The 16,617-nt window shown below is 60.7% G+C and carries 15 protein-coding genes; 12 read left to right on the forward strand and 3 right to left on the reverse strand.

From position 1 onward, the window contains the following. Positions 1–61: 61 nt before the first annotated feature. The 7 genes from BGP85_RS10880 (at position 62) to BGP85_RS10905 (ending at position 7,197) form a co-directional block, all read left to right on the forward strand. Positions 62–1,219, forward strand: a complete 1,158-nt coding sequence (locus BGP85_RS10880; protein WP_103447167.1) for a hypothetical protein — start codon at positions 62–64, stop codon at positions 1,217–1,219. 74 nt (positions 1,220–1,293) lie between these two features. Then, positions 1,294–2,412: a glycosyltransferase family 61 protein gene (locus BGP85_RS10885; RefSeq protein ID WP_103447168.1), complete on the forward strand. Its 1,119-nt coding sequence runs from the start codon at positions 1,294–1,296 to the stop codon at positions 2,410–2,412. 232 nt (positions 2,413–2,644) lie between these two features. Then, on the forward strand, positions 2,645–2,821 hold the full coding sequence (gene eppA / locus BGP85_RS28870) for an EPS-associated small membrane protein EppA (RefSeq protein WP_181004478.1): 177 nt from the start codon (positions 2,645–2,647) through the stop codon (positions 2,819–2,821). 285 nt (positions 2,822–3,106) lie between these two features. Then, positions 3,107–3,649 carry a polysaccharide biosynthesis/export family protein gene (locus BGP85_RS10890; protein ID WP_103447169.1) on the forward strand — a complete coding sequence of 181 codons (543 nt, stop codon included), beginning with the start codon at positions 3,107–3,109 and terminating at the stop codon, positions 3,647–3,649. A 25-nt stretch (positions 3,650–3,674) separates the two neighbouring features. Continuing rightward, positions 3,675–4,793: a hypothetical protein gene (locus BGP85_RS10895; protein WP_181004479.1), complete on the forward strand. Its 1,119-nt coding sequence runs from the start codon at positions 3,675–3,677 to the stop codon at positions 4,791–4,793. A gap of 20 nt (positions 4,794–4,813) precedes the next feature. Continuing rightward, complete coding sequence (locus tag BGP85_RS10900; RefSeq protein WP_103447170.1) at positions 4,814–6,379, forward strand: GumC family protein; 1,566 nt, start codon at positions 4,814–4,816, stop codon at positions 6,377–6,379. Positions 6,380–6,390: 11 nt separating this feature from the next. Further along, positions 6,391–7,197 carry a CpsD/CapB family tyrosine-protein kinase gene (locus tag BGP85_RS10905; RefSeq protein WP_103447171.1) on the forward strand — a complete coding sequence of 269 codons (807 nt, stop codon included), beginning with the start codon at positions 6,391–6,393 and terminating at the stop codon, positions 7,195–7,197. A 44-nt stretch (positions 7,198–7,241) separates the two neighbouring features. Here the strand turns inward: BGP85_RS10905 and galE are convergent, their stop codons facing one another. The 3 genes from galE to BGP85_RS10920 form a co-directional block, all read right to left on the reverse strand. Next, positions 7,242–8,204, reverse strand: a complete 963-nt coding sequence (gene galE, locus BGP85_RS10910) for a UDP-glucose 4-epimerase GalE (RefSeq protein ID WP_103447172.1) — start codon at positions 8,202–8,204, stop codon at positions 7,242–7,244. A gap of 75 nt (positions 8,205–8,279) precedes the next feature. Continuing rightward, positions 8,280–10,883 (reverse strand): cellulase family glycosylhydrolase, encoded by a 2,604-nt coding sequence (locus BGP85_RS10915; protein WP_103447173.1) that lies wholly within the window; start codon positions 10,881–10,883, stop codon positions 8,280–8,282. A 4-nt stretch (positions 10,884–10,887) separates the two neighbouring features. Beyond that, entirely contained in the window at positions 10,888–12,414 is a 1,527-nt protein-coding gene (locus tag BGP85_RS10920) for an O-antigen ligase family protein (protein WP_103447174.1), read from the reverse strand. A gap of 359 nt (positions 12,415–12,773) precedes the next feature. Between BGP85_RS10920 and BGP85_RS10925 the strand changes: the two genes are divergently transcribed. The 5 genes from BGP85_RS10925 (at position 12,774) to BGP85_RS10945 (ending at position 16,598) form a co-directional block, all read left to right on the forward strand. Continuing rightward, positions 12,774–12,914: a hypothetical protein gene (locus tag BGP85_RS10925; RefSeq protein WP_258035854.1), complete on the forward strand. Its 141-nt coding sequence runs from the start codon at positions 12,774–12,776 to the stop codon at positions 12,912–12,914. Continuing rightward, a complete protein-coding gene (locus tag BGP85_RS10930) occupies positions 12,911–14,377 on the forward strand; it encodes an FAD-dependent oxidoreductase (protein WP_103447176.1) in 1,467 nt (488 codons plus the stop codon). Before BGP85_RS10925 ends, BGP85_RS10930 begins: the two co-directional genes overlap by 4 nt. Positions 14,378–14,498: 121 nt before the next feature. Beyond that, a complete protein-coding gene (locus BGP85_RS10935) occupies positions 14,499–15,116 on the forward strand; it encodes an acyltransferase (protein WP_103447177.1) in 618 nt (205 codons plus the stop codon). After that, on the forward strand, positions 15,109–16,065 hold the full coding sequence (locus tag BGP85_RS10940) for a glycosyltransferase family 2 protein (protein ID WP_103447178.1): 957 nt from the start codon (positions 15,109–15,111) through the stop codon (positions 16,063–16,065). The genes BGP85_RS10935 and BGP85_RS10940 overlap by 8 nt, the downstream gene beginning before the upstream one ends. Before the next feature lie 8 nt (positions 16,066–16,073). Further along, the gene (locus BGP85_RS10945; RefSeq protein WP_103447179.1) at positions 16,074–16,598 is read left to right on the forward strand and encodes a serine O-acetyltransferase; all 525 of its coding nucleotides are present in this window, start codon (positions 16,074–16,076) and stop codon (positions 16,596–16,598) included. The last annotated feature ends 19 nt before the right edge of the window (positions 16,599–16,617 follow it).

Consider the following 16,617-nt stretch of genomic DNA (forward strand, 5'->3'; position numbering starts at 1 on the left):
GCTCCACTCTATTGTTTTCCGATCAGCCCCGTTGACAACATCAAAGGACGTCGAAGAAGACATGAAAGAGAACTTGGCGGCTGTGGCGCGAAAAGTGATCTCGCCTTCCATGCGTTACGAGATCCGGACCGTTTCAAGCAAGTTACGCGAGCTGCTGGCCCGTACCTGCTTCTGGCGCTGGGAAATCTCGCGTTTCCGGCTGCAGCAGGCCAGCCCGTACGAAATCCTCTACATCGGCAGGAAGCAGCAGCGCGAAATGGCCAAGCTGCTGATTGGCGGCAAGGGCCAGCAGCCACCGGCCGAAGCGGCCGATGAGGCTGCCCCGAGTGAGCCCCGGCATGTGGTGGTGGTGAGCGAGATGCCGACTTCCGGTGCGCTGACGGTGCCCCACTACCTGAGCGCCGTGGTGCCCCTGGGCCGTTCGCTCGATGACATCACCGCCCGCTACGACAGTGAACTGCGTCGCAGCATTCGCAAGAACCGCCCGCTCTACCAGATGCGCCAGACGCTGGCCGATGACGAGATCGCCATGGCCGATCAACAGCTGCTGCGGCCCTATGCCAGTGCCCGGCAGGGTATTCATGCGGCGCAGTTTCCAACCGACGAAGTGTTTCGTCTGGCAAAAGGTGTAGGGCGCCTGGACCTGATCACCTGCGGCGATGAGGTCATCGGCTGCCATCTGGGCTGTGAGATCACGCGGGACGGCAAACGCTATTGGAGCACCCTGCGTTTCGGCTATTGCGAAGCGGTGTTCTCAGACCCGAAAAAGTTGCGCGAGGTCAATTCGATCACCACGTTCATGGCCCTCGAGTGGGCGTTGGCCAATGGTTACGACTACTACGATATCGGCATGTGCCTGGCACGGCCGGACGACGGCCTGTTGAAGTGGAAGCGCCGGCGTGGCGGTGACATCGACGAATTGGGCAATCATGCCTACCTGTTCGTCCGCTTGCCCCGCACGGGGACCGCGCAGTTTCTTTGGGACACTCCGTTGTTCGCCGTCGAGGGCAACAAATTGACCCTTCACCTGGGCCTGCCGGACGGGCCCAGTGATGATGAGGTCGCCAGCCGTTATCACGAGATGGTGTTTGGTGGCCTGCACAAGATCTACCTCTATGGCGCCGGGAGCAGTGGTGAGTCGTTCCTGCAAACCCTGCGCAGCCGTTACGCCACGCTACAGTCCCCGCCCATGATGGAAAGGGTTGTCGTTTCCAGCTGAACCGACTTCAAGGCATGCCGGGAGTGCGTGCCTTGCCTCAGACCAGACACCTGTCACTTCGGGGGGGGCGTTTCATGGGCAGCGGTATTTCGAACTTCAGTGGCTCTTCGGTCGCCAGCCAGAACACCTGGACCTTGGCGGCCTACCAGCACATTGTGCGCAAGCGCCTGGCACGCAAGGCTGATATCGATATCAAGCGTGTCGCCGAGAAGGTCTGGGATATCGCACCCGGTGAAACAACGGTATCGCCACCGGCATTCTACTTGCCCAACCAATTGGAGCGGGTAACGGGCTGGGAAGCCAAGCGCTTCTATCCGTATGTGCATCCTGCGCGGACCATGGAAGGCGCGATCACTATGGAGCAAGGGCCGACACGCGGCTATCTGCTGAAGGACGTCTGGCTGATCGACGGTGCGTTGTACAAGGGCAATGCCAGCCATTGGTTGTCGTTGAAGCCGAGCCGGTTCCCTGGCGTCACGGTGGATCACGAAATCGACCGCGGGGCCGTGTACTGCACACAGAATGGCAATACCTGGTTTGGTACCTGGTTGATGGAAGACTGCCCGACCTACGCCCTGGCCTGCGAAGAAGGCGTGCCGGTGACCACCGCGCCCTCGGCTCGCTACCCGCTGTTCAGCCAAGGGCCCGCGTATGAACGCTGGCTGGGCATGCAGCCACTGCGCACGCGTGGCGCGTTCTTCCATGAGCTGGTGCTGTTCGACGACCTCAGCAACAACCGCAACCGGTATTCGCGCTACCGCGCCATGGGTGACAAGTTGCTGTCGCATGTCGACCCGTCGCCGCACCCGGGGGTGTTCATACTGCGTGGCAGCGATGGCGACCTGCGCCTGATGCGCAATGAGCTGGAAGTCGCCTCGCACCTGCAGAAATACCGCGGTTTTCGCATCATCGACCCGATGAAGAGCGATGTGCCAGGTATCGTCGCCGCCTGTGCGGGGGCGAGAACGGTGATTGGCGTTGAAGGTAGCCAGCTGGTGCATGGCGTCAATGTCTTGCAGCCCGGTGGTTCGATACTGGCGCTACAGCCGCCGAACCGCTTCGTGAGCTACTACAAGTACCTGACGGATCGCGACCATCAGCACTTCGGTTTCGTGGTCGGCACACCCCAAGGAGAAGGCTTCACCATCGATATCGATGAAGTGGAGCGAACCCTGGATCTGTTCCCTTATTGATCCTCGATCTGTCGGCAGTCGACTGCCAGGCTGCGCGTAGAAACGCAGCCCTGGCAGGGTGAATCCCAGCAAAATCATGCTGACGGCATTTTGACGAGCCCAGACATGTCCCATTGAGATTTATTATGGTGTCGGATCATTGACGTAATGTCATTGTGCCCATAAGCTCAAATCAACAGCGATCCACTCTTGCGCCAAATCAATAACAACTTACCTCTTGCAGGGGGCGAACATGCGCTCGACTCTGTTCATCAAGTCTTTCTTCCTGTTGGTATTATTGACGGGTGCAGCGCGAGCGGCCGACTCTTACTTGACCGAAAACACCATAGTTCCGCTGTCTTCGGCGGGATGGTTGTTTGCATCCGCAGTGATTGGTTTCATCGCGGTCGCCAATAGGAAGAAGATCTAAGTTTTCTCATTTTTATCACGATGCCAATGCGTTGACGCTAATAGGTGGGTCTTTACGTGTTTTCGGAGGCGCAAGTGCTTGTCAATTTTACAGCTGTTGCTATATTCCAGTAGCCAGCGCCCTAGGTGCGCACAGCAGTAAGAGACAGGCAGGGCGGCATCGCGGTAAAGGGCCTCGAGGATGGGTGAGGCCGTCGCAGCAGGCACGCTGCGAGCGGAGCGAGAGGTTCGTCGTTGTACTCATTCAGTGCTCTTAACCTGGGCCGACTGGCCGGAGGGATCCCTCATGGTACGTTTGCTGATGTCCGTTCTCTGCGCTCTGGTGGTCTGGTCTGGCACCGCTGCCGCCGATACTTCCTCTACTTACCTGTTAAGCCCCGGTGACAAAGTCATGATCTCGGTCTGGCAGGAAGACACCCTGCGTCAGGAAACCGTGGTCCTTCCCGATGGCAGTATTACCTTCCCGCTGGCGGGGCGCGTGGATGTCGCCGGCCTTGAAGCCACCGCCGTGGCGAAAAAGATCGAGACCGCACTGAAGCCATATCTGGCCCAGCCGAATGTCAGCGTGGTCGTCACCAGCACCGCTGGCAATCTGGTGTATGTTCAAGGCAAAGTGATCAAGCCCGGACCGGTGCCGATGGCAGGCCCTACGGCGGTGCTTCAGGCCCTGAGCATGTCGGGTGGAATGGACAAATTCGCCGACGAAAGTGCCATCAAGGTCATTCGCGGCCAAAAGGTCATGCCGGTGCGTTACAAGGATCTGGTTTCTGGGCGTGACATGTCCACCAACTTCCAACTTCAGGCTGGCGATACGCTGGTCGTACCCTGACTCTCCTAATAACTAAGAACGACTTGTGCCTATCAATAAAACAACGAGTGTTGTAACGGCAATCATGATGATGCCGTTCTCCGGGGTGGTTGATGCCGCCAACTGGCAGTCTTCAGTCGAGGTTCCCACGACTGTCGAGTACGACAGCAACCCATTGCTCCTGACGTCCAAGGAGAAAGGTGTGACGCGTACGATCATTGCGCCTGATTACACCCTGGTAGGTCAGTTCGATCGCGATCAGTTGCGCATGGGTGTGGGCATGCATGTGCTGCGTTCATCCGACCGCTCGGTGATGGATGACCGTGAAGACCCGAACCTGCGCCTGGGCTGGCAGCGCGAGACCGAAAGCGGCGGCTTTGGCCTGCTGGCGCAATACGACGAGAGCTCGACGCTGTCCGGTGCGGTGCAGGATACCGGTGTGATAGTAACCACCGACGGCACCCAGAAGATGTCCAGGCTCACGGGCAACTGGAGCAGCGCGGTAACCGAGCGCAGCACCCTGTCCAACGAACTTCGCTACTCCCATGCCAGCTACGACATCAGTACGCTGACCGGTTATGACGAGTACGCCAACGACTTCAACTGGACGTACGCCTGGAGCGAGCGCACTGACATCATCACTGGCTTCGAAGCCCGGCGTTACGAGCCAGACAGCAACAGCACGGCCATCGCCACCAACAGCTATGTCCCCAGCATTGGCCTGAAGTATCAGTTCTCCGACAGCCTGGTCGGCGCCATGCATGTCGGCGTCAACCAGACCAACGGTGCCGGTACTCAGCGCCGTGGTGAAGGCGGCGCATCGCTGACCTACCGTGGCTTGCGTCACGAGGCCAGCTTCAGTGCCGACCGCACCACGATGTCCAACGCCCAGGGCGGTGCTGCCGAAATGGACATGGTGCGTGGCAGCTGGAGCTACCTGCTGACAGAAACCACCCGGGTCGGCGCAGACGCCTGGTGGCAGGACAGCAAAGGGCAGAACCCCAACACTATGCAGACCTACAGCGTCTGGGCCAGCCGGGCGTTTTCGCCGGCCTGGGACCTGCGTTTTTCGTTGCTGTACAAGGAGCGCCAGCAAAGTGGCCTGCCCAATGCCGACGCTACCATTGCTGGTTTGACGCTGACGTATAGATACCCCGACATCTGAATTTCGGATTGGTGGCCACTATGAAATCTGAGTACGAGCTTTCTATCAAAGATTACGTCGCCATCATCAAGGACCGTGCCTTGCTGCTGGCGATCGTCATAGTGGTCGTGGTGGCCGCTACCATCGGGGTGGCGATCAGTGTGCCGCCAATCTATCAATCGACCGGGACCATTCTGGTGGAGTCGCAGCAGATCTCCCCAGACCTGGTCTCGGCCGGCAACAACACCTTTGCCGATGAGCGTATCGAGGTCATCCGCCAGCGGGTGATGACCCGCGAGAACCTGGCGCGGATCATCGAGAAGTACAACCTGTTCGCCGACCGCGGTAGCCGCTTCAGCGAGACCGACAAGATCGAGCAGATGCGCAGTGCGATCGTGGTCGCCACGCTCAGCACGTACGTCAAGGGGCGCGGTGAGGCCACCGTAGCCTTCACCGTATCCTATGAGGACAAACGTGCGGACGTGGCCAAGGAAGTGGCTGACGAACTGGTGTCGCTGTTCCTCAACGAGAACATGAAGCAGCGTACCGAACGCGCCACCGAAACCACCGAGTTCCTCTCCCAGGAAGCTGACAAGCTTGGCGCCGAGCTGGCCGACCTGGAAAACAAGCTGGCGGACTTCAAGCAGGCGCATTCCAATGCCTTGCCTGAAAACCAGCAGTTGCGCATGAGCATGTTGTCGCGCTCGGAACTGGAGTTCCGTGAGGTGGACCGTGACTACAAGGCTGCGCAGGAAGAACTGCGCTATCTGGAACTGGAACTTGCGGCGGCCAACTCCGGCGTGCCTACCCAGGCGGCCAATGGCAGGGCCGTTGCCCCAGACCCTCAGGATCTGCCTGGGTTGAAGGCCGAATACGCCCGACTGCTGACCAAATACACCGAAGCGCATCCGGACGTGGTGGCGATCAAACGCAAGATCGATGCGCTCAAGGCATCGGGTAACCAGGGCATTGCCGCAGTGGCTGGCGGCAACCTCGACGCCGCGCGCGTACGCACCAAGATGGCTGCTGCGCAGTCGCGCATTGCCTCGCTGGCCGATCAGAAGCGCCAGCTGACCACCAAGATGGAAGGCTACGAGGCCGATATCCTCGAGGCGCCGCAAGTCGAGCGCGGCCTGGTGACGCTGCTGCGTGACCATGACAACGCACGCAAGAAATACGAAGAAATCCGCAACAAGCAGATGGGCGCGAAGATTACCGAAAGCCTCGAACAGGAAAACAAGGCCGAGCGCTTCGTGCTGCTGGAGCCACCGCTGATGCCGGAAAAACCGGTCAAACCCAACCGCAAGAAAATCGTCGCCCTTGGCCTGGTGCTGGCACCGGCGGCTGGCGGTGGCCTGGTGATGCTGCTGGAAATGCTCAATCAACGTGTGCGCGGAGTCGGTGCCCTGGAGAGCGTACTGGGCCGGCGCGTGTTGGTGGCGGTGCCGTATATCTCGACCAAGGCAGAGAAAGCCAGGCGCAAGCGGCTGATGTCGATGATGATCGGTGCCGGATTGCTGCTGGTTGCTATCCTGTTGGTGGGCGTCCATATTTTTTACATGCCTTTGGACCTCCTGCTTTTCAAAGCTATGGCTCGGTTTGAATAGGGAGCGCAGCGATGGACAGAAGTACGCCGGCTATTGGTAAGAACATTCACCAGGTATCACCTGTCACGCCCGAGACGCCGCAGGTGCCTTCGGTCATGGAGAAGCCCGGGGAGCTTGGGCAATTCGATTACGTGCAGACAAAGGTAGTGCCGCTGAATGCGGAACACCTGGAGCGTAACCGGATCGTTTCCTTCAACAAGAACTCGAACCTGAGCGGGGCGATCGACCTGCTGCGTACCCAGGTGCTGCAGGCCATGGAAGACAATGGCTGGCGCACGCTGGCGATTACCTCGCCAACCCCCGAGGCGGGCAAGACAGTGCTGGCCGTCAACCTGGCCATGAGCATCGCCCACCACACCAACAAGACGGCCCTGTTGGTGGACTTCGACCTGCGCCGCCCACGGGTTGGCAGCAGTCTCGGCTTGCCGATGGATAAGGCGCTCAACGACGTGCTCGATGGCAAGGCCTGGCTCGAAGAGGCGCTGGTCAACCCGACGCTGCCACGCTTTGTCGTGTTGCCGACGCGAGAGCCGGTACCGATGTCTACCGAAGTGCTGTCGTCAGCCAAGGTCAACAACCTGATCACCGACCTGCGCGACCGCTATGACTCGCGCATCTGCATCTTCGACTTGCCGCCCTTGCTGAGTTCGGATGACGCGATCACCGTGCTGCCGAAGTTCGACTGCGTGTTGCTGGTGGTGGCCAACGGCATGAACAGCAAGAAGGACATCGAGGATTGCCTGTATCACCTGGCTTCATCGAACCTGGTGGGGGCAGTGTTGAACAAGGCGGATGAGCAACTGCGGACGTACTACTGAGGGGTGACCCCTTCGCGTCGAGCCGTCGCGCAAGGGGCTGGCTGTCACTTCCAGGGATACTTCAACTCCCACGCCCACGCATGGTTCACGATCTCATCCAGTAAAGTGTGCGCGGGCTGCCAGCCCAGCACCGACCTGGCCTTTGCCGCATCTGCCACCAGCCGGGGCGGGTCGCCAGCGCGGCGTGGCGCTTCGATGACATTGATCTGCCGCCCGGTCACCGCGCGCGCAGTATCGATCACTTCCTGCACCGAAAACCCCAGCCCGTTACCCAGGTTGAACGCCGTGGTCTCGCCGTTGGCCAGCAGGTAGTCCACGGCCAGCGCGTGTGCCGACGCCAGGTCGGCAACGTGGACATAGTCTCGGATGCAAGTACCATCCGGAGTGTCGTAGTCATGGCCGAACACGGTCACGGCCTCGCGACGCCCGGAGGCCGCCTGCAGGATCAATGGAATCAGGTGGGTTTCCGGCTCATGGCACTCGCCCAGCTCACCGTCCGGGTCAGCACCAGCCGCGTTGAAGTAACGCAAGCTCACTGAACGCAGGCCATAGGCCCGGTCGAAATCTTCGAGCATCTGTTCCACCATCCATTTGGTGCGCCCGTAGGGGTTGATCGGCACCTTGGGGTGTTGCTCGTCGATGGGTACATACTGAGGGTCGCCATACACGGCGGCACTTGAGGAGAAGATCAGCCGCTTGATGCCTGCCCGTACCATTGCCTCCAACAGGCTCAGGGTTGCGCAGACGTTGTTCTGGTAGTACTTGTCGGGGTCTGCCACCGACTCGCCGACCTGGATGAACGAGGCGAAATGGAACACGGCATCGAAGTGATAGTCGCTGAACAGGGCGTCCAGCGCGTGGCCGTCGGCGATGTCCAGGCAGTCCCACTCGATGCCGGGCGCCGGCGCCTGGAGGTCCGCAACCACCACCTCATGGCCGGCACGCAGCAGGTGCTTGACCATGTGTGAGCCGATATAACCTGCACCACCGACAACCAAGTACTTCATCCAATCCTCCTGGAACAGACGCAGCGTCGAATGCCTGGAATACAGGGCTTCAATGACTGTAGATGGCGATATGCCCTATTTCAAGAACAGCCAGTTGGCCATGTGCTGGCCATCGAACGTGATCAGGTAGCGCCCATCCTTGTAGCTCGCAGGCAGGGCATTTTCCTTGCCGTCGCTGTTGCGGCTGAAGAGTTTCAGGCCCGCCGGTGCCTTGATGCTCAGGCTGCCTTCGAGTGGTTCGACGTGGAAGGGCGTGACGTCCTCGGGCCTGGGGATGGCGCGGCTGCCCAGCGAAATGAGCAAGCTGCGCGACTGGGCGAGTGGCTTGCTGTCGAGGCTCTGCACCACGACACTGGCATAGCCGGTTTTCAGCTGGACCTGGATGTCGCCCACGCTCAGCGACTGGCCACCCAGCCAGCCCGTCGCGGCCTGCGTCATGGGCGTATCGATGGTGTAGAGGCCCTGTTGCCAGTTGTGGCGCAGTTCGCCGCTGTCGCTTACGGCTTCGCTGGCATTGGCATCGATCAGTGACTGCCCAGGGTCTTTCAGCACCTGTGCATCTGCGGGAATTGCACTGGCCTGTAACCATGGCAACTCTGGAGTTTGCGGCATGGCGATCTGCAGGCGACCTTTCTCCATGGCGGTGCGCAACATCACCGAGTTGGCCGGTGAGATGTCCTGATTGAACAGGGTCGCCGCGGTGGGTGCGAAAACATAGCGGGTCTTTGCCTGGTGCACGTCCTGGCGCCGATAGAGCAGGGCGGCCGCAGGTAGGGTGGCGATCAGCCCTGGGTCGTTGTAGGCGTTCCAGTTGTCGGCCCGGCGCCATGGTTCGAAGAACGCCTGCTGGCTGTAGGCGTATTGCATGATCGCGTCCCAGCCCTGGTGGCTGCCGGTGCCGGCCACGTAAAGTGGCAAGGTGTGGCGGTCAGGCAGGGGGAAGGGTTCGGCGTTCCACTCGGTGACGGTCATCGGCTTGCCCAGCACCTGGGCCGCGCCCAACCAGTTGATCATGCCGTCGCTGCTCAGCGGATTCTTCTCCAGCTGGCCGAGGCCGCCGTAGCTGTGGGCGTCGACCACATCACCAGCCGTCAATGCGGGTAGCGAGGACAGGCCATTGAGGCCCCAGGTGCTGGTGGTGGCGATCGGCACCTTGACCCCTAGCGTGCTGCGCAGGTAGCCGATCATGTCTGCATAGAAACGCTGCTCCAGGTCGTTGAGGAACAGCTTCGACGGGCCGTGTTCCCAGGCGCGCCAGGTCTTGTCCGCCGGCAGGTCGTGGCGCTGGGCGAAGGCCTTGGCCTGCTCCATGTAGAGGCGGCTGTGCTTGGGGACATTCTTGTCGGGCAGCAGTGCGTTGCCGAAGTGATGGGTGACATCGTTCTCGTTGGTGATCAGCACGGCGGCAATCACCGGGTCGTCCTTGTAGGCGAGCCCGGTGTAGCTGTTGACGTGGGTCAGGTACTGCTCGGCAAAGCGCTTCAAGGCCTGTTGCATGGTGTCGTTGACGAACAGGTAGCCCTTGAGGCCGGCGACAGCATGGTCCTTGGGCAGCTCGTCGAAGCCATAGATGTTGTCAGCCGCCGTGACTGGCCGCGACACATGCAGGTCGAGCCAAACGTAGATACCTTCGTCCTTGAGGCTCTTGATCCACAGGTCGATCTTCTTCAGCGACTCGGCGCTGAGCTGCTGGGTGTCCTTGATCTGCTGCAGGTCGCCAAAGATGTTAGGTGTCACCCACGGGGAGTCGTGGTGGTGCAGGCGAACAAGATTGAAGCCCAGGGCCGACAGGCGCTTGGCCTGTAGTTTGATTTCCTCGTCGGGAGTACGGAACAGCGCATAGGCCGACAGGTTGGTACCCCAGAAGCGTACTGGGGTGCCGTCGGCAAACACCAGCTGCTCGCCATCGGACTTGACGAAGCCGCGTTTGCCGGCCGGTTTTTCCGGCGCATTGAGGAAGGACAGGTCAACCGGTGAAGTGCGCCAGTCGAGCTGGTCATCCGGCCACGTCGTGGGGTCGGTCATGCCAAAGCGTTCAGTGGCGGTCTGGCCGATGGTGATATCCCCGGTCACGCTCAGCTGTGCCTTGATCTGCTGTTGCCCAGGCTTGATCGGGTCGGTGTAGAAGAAGGTGCGCACCTGGTCGGTGTTGCCGCGTTCGAAATAGACCTTGGCCAACGGTGGGTCGAAGCGCATTTCGACGTGGGGCCCTTGGGGGTTCTTGCCCCATGACCAGCCGCGGTTATCTGGCAACAGCACCGGGTCGCCCATTTCCCCGGCAATCAAAGTCGGATCGAAGCGCCAGACGATACCGCCCCCCATCACGTTGCTCTGCCTGCTGTGCGCCTGCAGATCGAAGTCCCAGGTGAGGGTCTGTGCCTGGGATTTCTGGATGTCGGCCTTCAGGTCGAAGTCCAGCTCCTTGTTGCTGCCGGTCAGTGTGTAACGGTAGGGTCCAACGACCTTGAGCGCAGGATAGAACCCGGTCCAGCCCCAGTCCGCGCCCCAGAAGTCGAAGCTGGGCACGAAGGCCGGCCCACCGCCGCGGGTCAGTGTGGGCAGGCCGTTCTGTTCGTCGACACGCACGACCCACTCGGATGCCCAGGCGCCCAGTGGCAATGCCAGCAGGCCGACCAGTAGCGATGTGCGAGTCCATGTACGCAGGGCAAGGCTGGGCATCGAACTACCTCGGTTGAAGGCTGATGGTGGTCACCTGGCTGGTTTCTTCAGCGGCCTGTCGGCGCATCATCTGGATGTAGGCGACGCTGAGCCCGGCAATCGACCAGTACACGATAGGGATTACCGTGATGCTGCTGACGGTGAAAATGGTGACCAGTATCCCCAGCAAGGTTGCCAGCAACACCCGCCCCAGCAGGCGATACGGGTCAGCGTTGTCGCTGATCGCGCGCATTGCCCGGTGGATACCCAGCAGGATGCAGGCGAAAAAGCCAAGGAACAGCCCCAGCCCCACCAGGCCGATGCGCAAGGCCAGGCCGACGTAGGTGTTGACGATGTCGATGATGCCTTCGCCCTGGATCATCGATTGCATTTCCGGGGTGCTGCGGTAGTCGAAGGAGCCGAACAGCGGGTTGCGCTGGATGACGATCCACGAATTGTCGAGCAGGCGTTGGCGGTAGGTGATGTTCTCTGTGTCCACCTTGCCGATGAAGGGCAGCAGGTCGAGTATCTTGTCGCCACCGGGCATGACGCTCAGCAGCGGTATGCTCAGCACCCCGGCCAGGGCCAGCAACGCCAGGCGCGATACGGCGCGCCTGCCCAGCGCGATGAACACCACCACGATCACCCCGGCGCCGATCCACGGACCGCGCGAGAGCGGGGCAAACAGCCCGGCGGCCAGCAGCAGGGCACCCAGGTAGCGGTGCGCAGGCCGTTGCACGAAGTGCTGCACAAACAGGAACAAGCCGATGGCCACGGCCATCACGTAGCCGAGCACGATCGCCTGCCCGGTGGTGACACTGGCACGCAACGAGCCACCACGGCTCAGGTAGGCTTTCATGTCCCATTGCAGGCCCAAGGCATCGAGCAGGGCGTTGTACAGCAGCCAGTTACGTACGTACTCGGCAACCCCGAGCAGCGCCAGGAGAAAGCCCACCAGGACGAACGCGAGCATGGCGTCCTTGAAGTCACTGAGTTCGCGCAAGCCACGGCTGGCCACGTAATAGGGCAGGAACACATCGATGTACAGGCTAAGCACCTGGCGCAGTGTGTCGGTGACAGTGGTTTCGCGCAGCGCCAGTGCGCTGGTCAGCACCAGGCTGGCCAGCAGCAGCTTGTCGGGCAGCAGGCGGCCGAAGCGAATGCTGTCGCTGTGCTTGCGCAGCACCAGCGCCGCCGGCAGCAGTACGCACAGGGTCAGGACGCGTTGGTGGTTGATGTCGAACAGGTAGTTGATCACGCCAAAACCGGGTATTTCGGTCATCGCAGGCGGGATCAGGAACAGCAACAGGAAAAACAGCGCCAGCGGGTTGTGCTCGCGGCGCTGGGCAACCAGCAAGATCACCGTGGCGGCGCCGGCATACAGCCAGAAGCTGTGGGCGAAAAAAGCCGCCAGGGTCAGCACAAACCACAGGTTGCGGCGTCGCTTGAAGTCCGCCAGGGGGATCAGGTCCGTTGCCGGACGCCGGGCCATGAAGAAAACCACACTGGCCACAAGCATAATGACGACCAGGGCTCTTAAATGTTCAGGCATGGGTTGTAGGCACCTATCCCTCGGTGGACTGGATGGAGGCTAGCATCGTGGCTAAATGAAACTATAGTGAGTTATAGCCATTCGGTCAGAGATTGAAGTCATGCAGTCGATTGAAGTTGTGGCGATGCGAAAAATCCAGCACAGGCGCGTGTCGCAGGTTATGCCTATGATTGCGATAGCGGCACTCAGTGCCTCGCTGTCGACGCGCTTTTTCGATTGACCCTGATGGTCGCCCGACAAGGCCCGCGGTAGTGAGCGGGGCATAAGAAAATCAACGGTATGGGGCTGTGATCATGGGGAAGCTGCAGTTTTGTACTCCGTTGCTGGGGCGGAGAGGCTTTCTACGTAATTGTGTCTTGTTGAGTGCCGGGGCAGCGGTGTTCGGTGTCTGCGTCAATGCCAACGCCAATGCGGCGCGCAAACCAGAGCCGAAGGGCGGCTTCGTCATCATCAATGGCTGGGTGTTGCCGGTGGGGTACTTCCAGGACGGACGCTCATGATCAAGGACTACGACACCGACAAGACCCTGCGTAACGCTTACGACTTCTGCATCATCGGTGCAGGCCCTGCGGGGATCACGCTGGCCTTGCGCCTGGCGGCTGCGGGATGGAGCGTGGCGTTGCTCGAAGGTGGCGCGCGCGAGTACACGCCGCGCTCGCAGGCGCTGTACAAATGCACCTCCACCGGCCTCGAGCTGTATCCCGGGGAAGCACGCCTGCGTTACCTGGGCGGCACCTCCAATCACTGGATGGGGCGTTGCCGGCCGTTCACCGAATCTGATTTTGCCGTGCCACCGCCCGTCGACATGCCCGGTTGGCCGATCCCCTACGCTGAAATCCAGCGCTATCTGCCGGGCGCCATGGAGATCGTCGATCTACCCGAGGGCGCGGAGTTTCGCGCAGTGAACCCGGGCCTGAAAGGTGGCGATTTCGATGCCGACCGTTTCCTGCTCAGCCCGCCAACACGTTTTGCGCAGAAATACGCTGCGGCGCTTGACGACACGCCGGGGCTGGATGTGTTCATCAACTGCAACTGCGTCGACCTCCTGTTCGATCAGGCCAACGGCCACTTGAAAGCTATTGAGGTGTCCGATTACGACGGCAAGCGTCAGCCGGTCACCGCGCGCAACTACGTCCTGGCCATGGGCGCCATTGAAAACGCCAGGCAGCTGCTCAACAGCCAGTCGTTGGCGGCCGCGGGCATCGTGCGCAAGGACGGCCTGGTCGGCCGGTGCTTCATGGAGCACCTGAATATCGACATGGGCAAGTTCATCCTGCGCAGCGGAGAGGATACCGAGCCGCGTCAATACTTCACCACCGATGCCTTCGTCGCCGAATACCGCGCCGGCAAGGGCAATGTACTGGCGTCGGTACTCGAAGATGTGAGGACCTATGGCCGTACGGCGGAAGTGAAGCACTTTCTGGAAAACCTGGCCTGCGAAATGGGCGTTGCCAGCAAGATCGAGTTCGTGGCCAAGTTCAGCTGCCCGGGCGATGGCGTGATCACCACGCTGATCGAGCAGTTCCCCAACGTTCAGAGCCGTATCTCGCTGCTGGATGAAAAGGACGAACTGGGTGTGGCCAAGGTCAATGTCAACTGGGTATTGAGCGCCGATGACCGGCACACCATCAAGTGCATCGGCAACGAACTGGCCAAGCAGTTCGCCGAAATGGGCCTGGGTTTCATCAAACTCAGCGATTACGTCTACGACACCAGCCTGCCGCTGGTGTTGTCGCCGCATGCGCATCACATGGGCACCACGCGGATGGCGGCCGCCGCGAAGGACGGGGTGGTAGATACCAACTGCAAGGTGTTCGGCACCGAAAACCTCTATGTCGCCGGCAGCAGTGTCTTTGCTACCGGCGGGGCCTCGAACCCGACCATGCCACTGCTGCAGTTCGCCTTGAGGCTGGCCGACCACCTCAACGAGAAGATGAGCACCATAAAGGGAGCGGCGGCCTGAACCGGCAGAACTGAAGTAGTGGTGTGAAAGGGTTGAGTGCAACAGGGTCAGCACCTACAAGAACGAGACCTTGCGTGCCTCAGGGACAGTCCAGGATCGCTTGATTTGCGAGGCTTGCCATATGTTTGGATGGATACGCAATGCAGTGGCGAATTATGCCAACTCGACCGGGAAAGGCGTCACGGCCTACCTGAAACTTTGCAAACCGACACCGAGGCAGTGGGGCGAATTCCAGTACCGATGGGGCAAGTTCTATTCCGTGGGCAAGAATTTTCACATGAATGTCGGCTGCAACGTCACCGACCCGGCGCTGGTGCGCATCGGCAACAATGTCGGCTTGTCCGATTGCACGCTGCTTGGCCACGACGGCGTAGTCGCGCTGATCGAACTCTGCTATGGCAAGAAGTTGGACTCGGTCGGTGTCATCGATGTCAGGGACAACAGTTTCGTCGGCCATGGCGCGATCGTCATGCCGCGGGTGACCATCGGGCCTGATTCGGTGGTGGCTGCCGGTGCCGTGGTGACCAAGGACGTGGCCCCAGGGACGGTGGTCGGCGGTAACCCGGCCAAGTTCATCTGCACCACTGAAGACCTGATCAAGCGGGTCGAAGAGCGTTGCAATGCCTACCCCTGGATAGACCTGATCAAGCAACGCAAAGGCTCCTTTGACCCGGCACTGGAGTCAACCTTGGCGATGCACCGGCGTCGCTTCTTCTTCGGGGACGGCAGCAATGGATAAGAAGCCTGTCGATGTGATGGTGGTCAACTTCAACACCGCGGCGTTGCTGCAGCCGATGTTCGATGCACTGCGCGCCGCAGGTGGTGAGGCGTTGGCCAGCTACCTGGTGGTGGACAATGCCTCGGTTGACGACTCCGTGGAGCGCCTGGCCAAGGTCTGCCCTGAAGCGCTGCTGCTGAGCAACAAGCTCAACGTCGGTTTTGGCCGCGCCAACAATCAGCTGCTGGCGCACCTGCAAGGCAAGTACGCGCTGCTGCTCAACACCGACGCCTTCGTGGCTGCCGACAGCCTGCAGAAAACCATCGACTACATGGAAGCTCACCCGGAGTGCGGCATTCTTGGTGTGCGCCTGGTGGGTCGGGATGGCGACCTGCAGCCGAGTTGCCGCTATTTCCCGACCCCTTTGAACGTATTCGTCGGGCGCACCGGGCTTGGGCGTTTCTTCCCGGGGCTGAAGATGGTCGATGAAATGGACTGGGACCACGCCTCGGTGCGTGAGTGCGACTGGCTGCCCGGTTGCTTCTACCTGGTGCGCCGTGAAGTGCTCGACCAGGTGGGCCTGTTCGACCCGCGCTACTTCCTTTATTACGAGGAGGTGGACCACTGCAAGCGGGTGAAGGCCGCCGGCTGGAAAGTGGTGTACTTCCCCGACACCACCGTGGTGCACATCGGTGGCGAAAGCTCCAAATCGGTGGCCGAACTGGAAGCGGCGAGCCGGCAGATATCCGGTTATCAGATCGAGAGCGAACTGTTGTATTTCCGCAAGCATCACGGCGCGGCGGGGCTGGCCCTGCACATGCTGCTGGTGAGCCTGGGCGACTTGGTGCTGGCGCTCAAGGCATTGCTCAAGGGCCGCGGCCTGGCTGCGATCAAGGCGTGCTGGCGGCACGCCCGCGCCACCTGGTCACTGTTGTTCAAGACCCAGTTTGCCAGCCAACCCACACGGTAGGTGAAAACATGTTCGATAACATCCGTGCAGACTTGCGCGCGCATGGGGGTGATTGGGGCGCCCAGGGGTTCTGGGTGCTGCTGGTCTACCGCTTTGGCCGCTGGCGTTATGGCGTACGCCCGGCCTTGCTGCGCAAAGTGTGCTCCTTCGTCTACAAGGTGCTGTTCAAGTTCGTGCAGATCATCACCGGGGTCGAACTGCCCTGCGAGGTGGTGATCGGCCGCAACTTCGTCATTGACCACTTCGGCGGCATCGTCATCAGCGGCTATGCGCGTTTTGGCGATGACTGCCGGATCCGTAACGGCGTGGTGGTGGGCCTGAAGAATGTCGACGAACCCATCGCCCCGGTGTTCGGCAACAACGTGGATATCGGCGCCGGCGCCAAGGTACTGGGCAATATACGCATCGGTAACAACGTGACGATAGGCTCTAACGCGGTAGTGCTGATCGATGTGCCGGACAACTGCCTGGCAGTGGGAGTGCCCGCAACCATCAAGGCGCGCAAGCACAGCGATGCGATGCAGTACACGTGACCTAGCCCAAAGCGGACGA

This window comes from Pseudomonas putida (genome assembly GCF_002906855.1).
GTDB classification, from domain to species: domain Bacteria; phylum Pseudomonadota; class Gammaproteobacteria; order Pseudomonadales; family Pseudomonadaceae; genus Aquipseudomonas; species Aquipseudomonas putida_N.

Excerpts from the sequence above, each read along its gene's own strand:
- BGP85_RS10880 (WP_103447167.1), top strand. The coding sequence starts at position 62 with ATGAAAGAGAACTTGGCGGCTGTGGCGCGAAAAGTGATCTCGCCTTCC.
- BGP85_RS10885 (WP_103447168.1), top strand. The coding sequence starts at position 1,294 with ATGGGCAGCGGTATTTCGAACTTCAGTGGCTCTTCGGTCGCCAGCCAG.
- eppA (WP_181004478.1), top strand. The coding sequence starts at position 2,645 with ATGCGCTCGACTCTGTTCATCAAGTCTTTCTTCCTGTTGGTATTATTG.
- BGP85_RS10890 (WP_103447169.1), top strand. The coding sequence starts at position 3,107 with ATGGTACGTTTGCTGATGTCCGTTCTCTGCGCTCTGGTGGTCTGGTCT.
- BGP85_RS10900 (WP_103447170.1), top strand. The coding sequence starts at position 4,814 with ATGAAATCTGAGTACGAGCTTTCTATCAAAGATTACGTCGCCATCATC.
- BGP85_RS10905 (WP_103447171.1), top strand. The coding sequence starts at position 6,391 with ATGGACAGAAGTACGCCGGCTATTGGTAAGAACATTCACCAGGTATCA.
- galE (WP_103447172.1), bottom strand. The coding sequence starts at position 8,204 with ATGAAGTACTTGGTTGTCGGTGGTGCAGGTTATATCGGCTCACACATG.
- BGP85_RS10915 (WP_103447173.1), bottom strand. The coding sequence starts at position 10,883 with ATGCCCAGCCTTGCCCTGCGTACATGGACTCGCACATCGCTACTGGTC.
- BGP85_RS10920 (WP_103447174.1), bottom strand. The coding sequence starts at position 12,414 with ATGCCTGAACATTTAAGAGCCCTGGTCGTCATTATGCTTGTGGCCAGT.
- BGP85_RS10930 (WP_103447176.1), top strand. The coding sequence starts at position 12,911 with ATGATCAAGGACTACGACACCGACAAGACCCTGCGTAACGCTTACGAC.
- BGP85_RS10935 (WP_103447177.1), top strand. The coding sequence starts at position 14,499 with ATGTTTGGATGGATACGCAATGCAGTGGCGAATTATGCCAACTCGACC.
- BGP85_RS10940 (WP_103447178.1), top strand. The coding sequence starts at position 15,109 with ATGGATAAGAAGCCTGTCGATGTGATGGTGGTCAACTTCAACACCGCG.
- BGP85_RS10945 (WP_103447179.1), top strand. The coding sequence starts at position 16,074 with ATGTTCGATAACATCCGTGCAGACTTGCGCGCGCATGGGGGTGATTGG.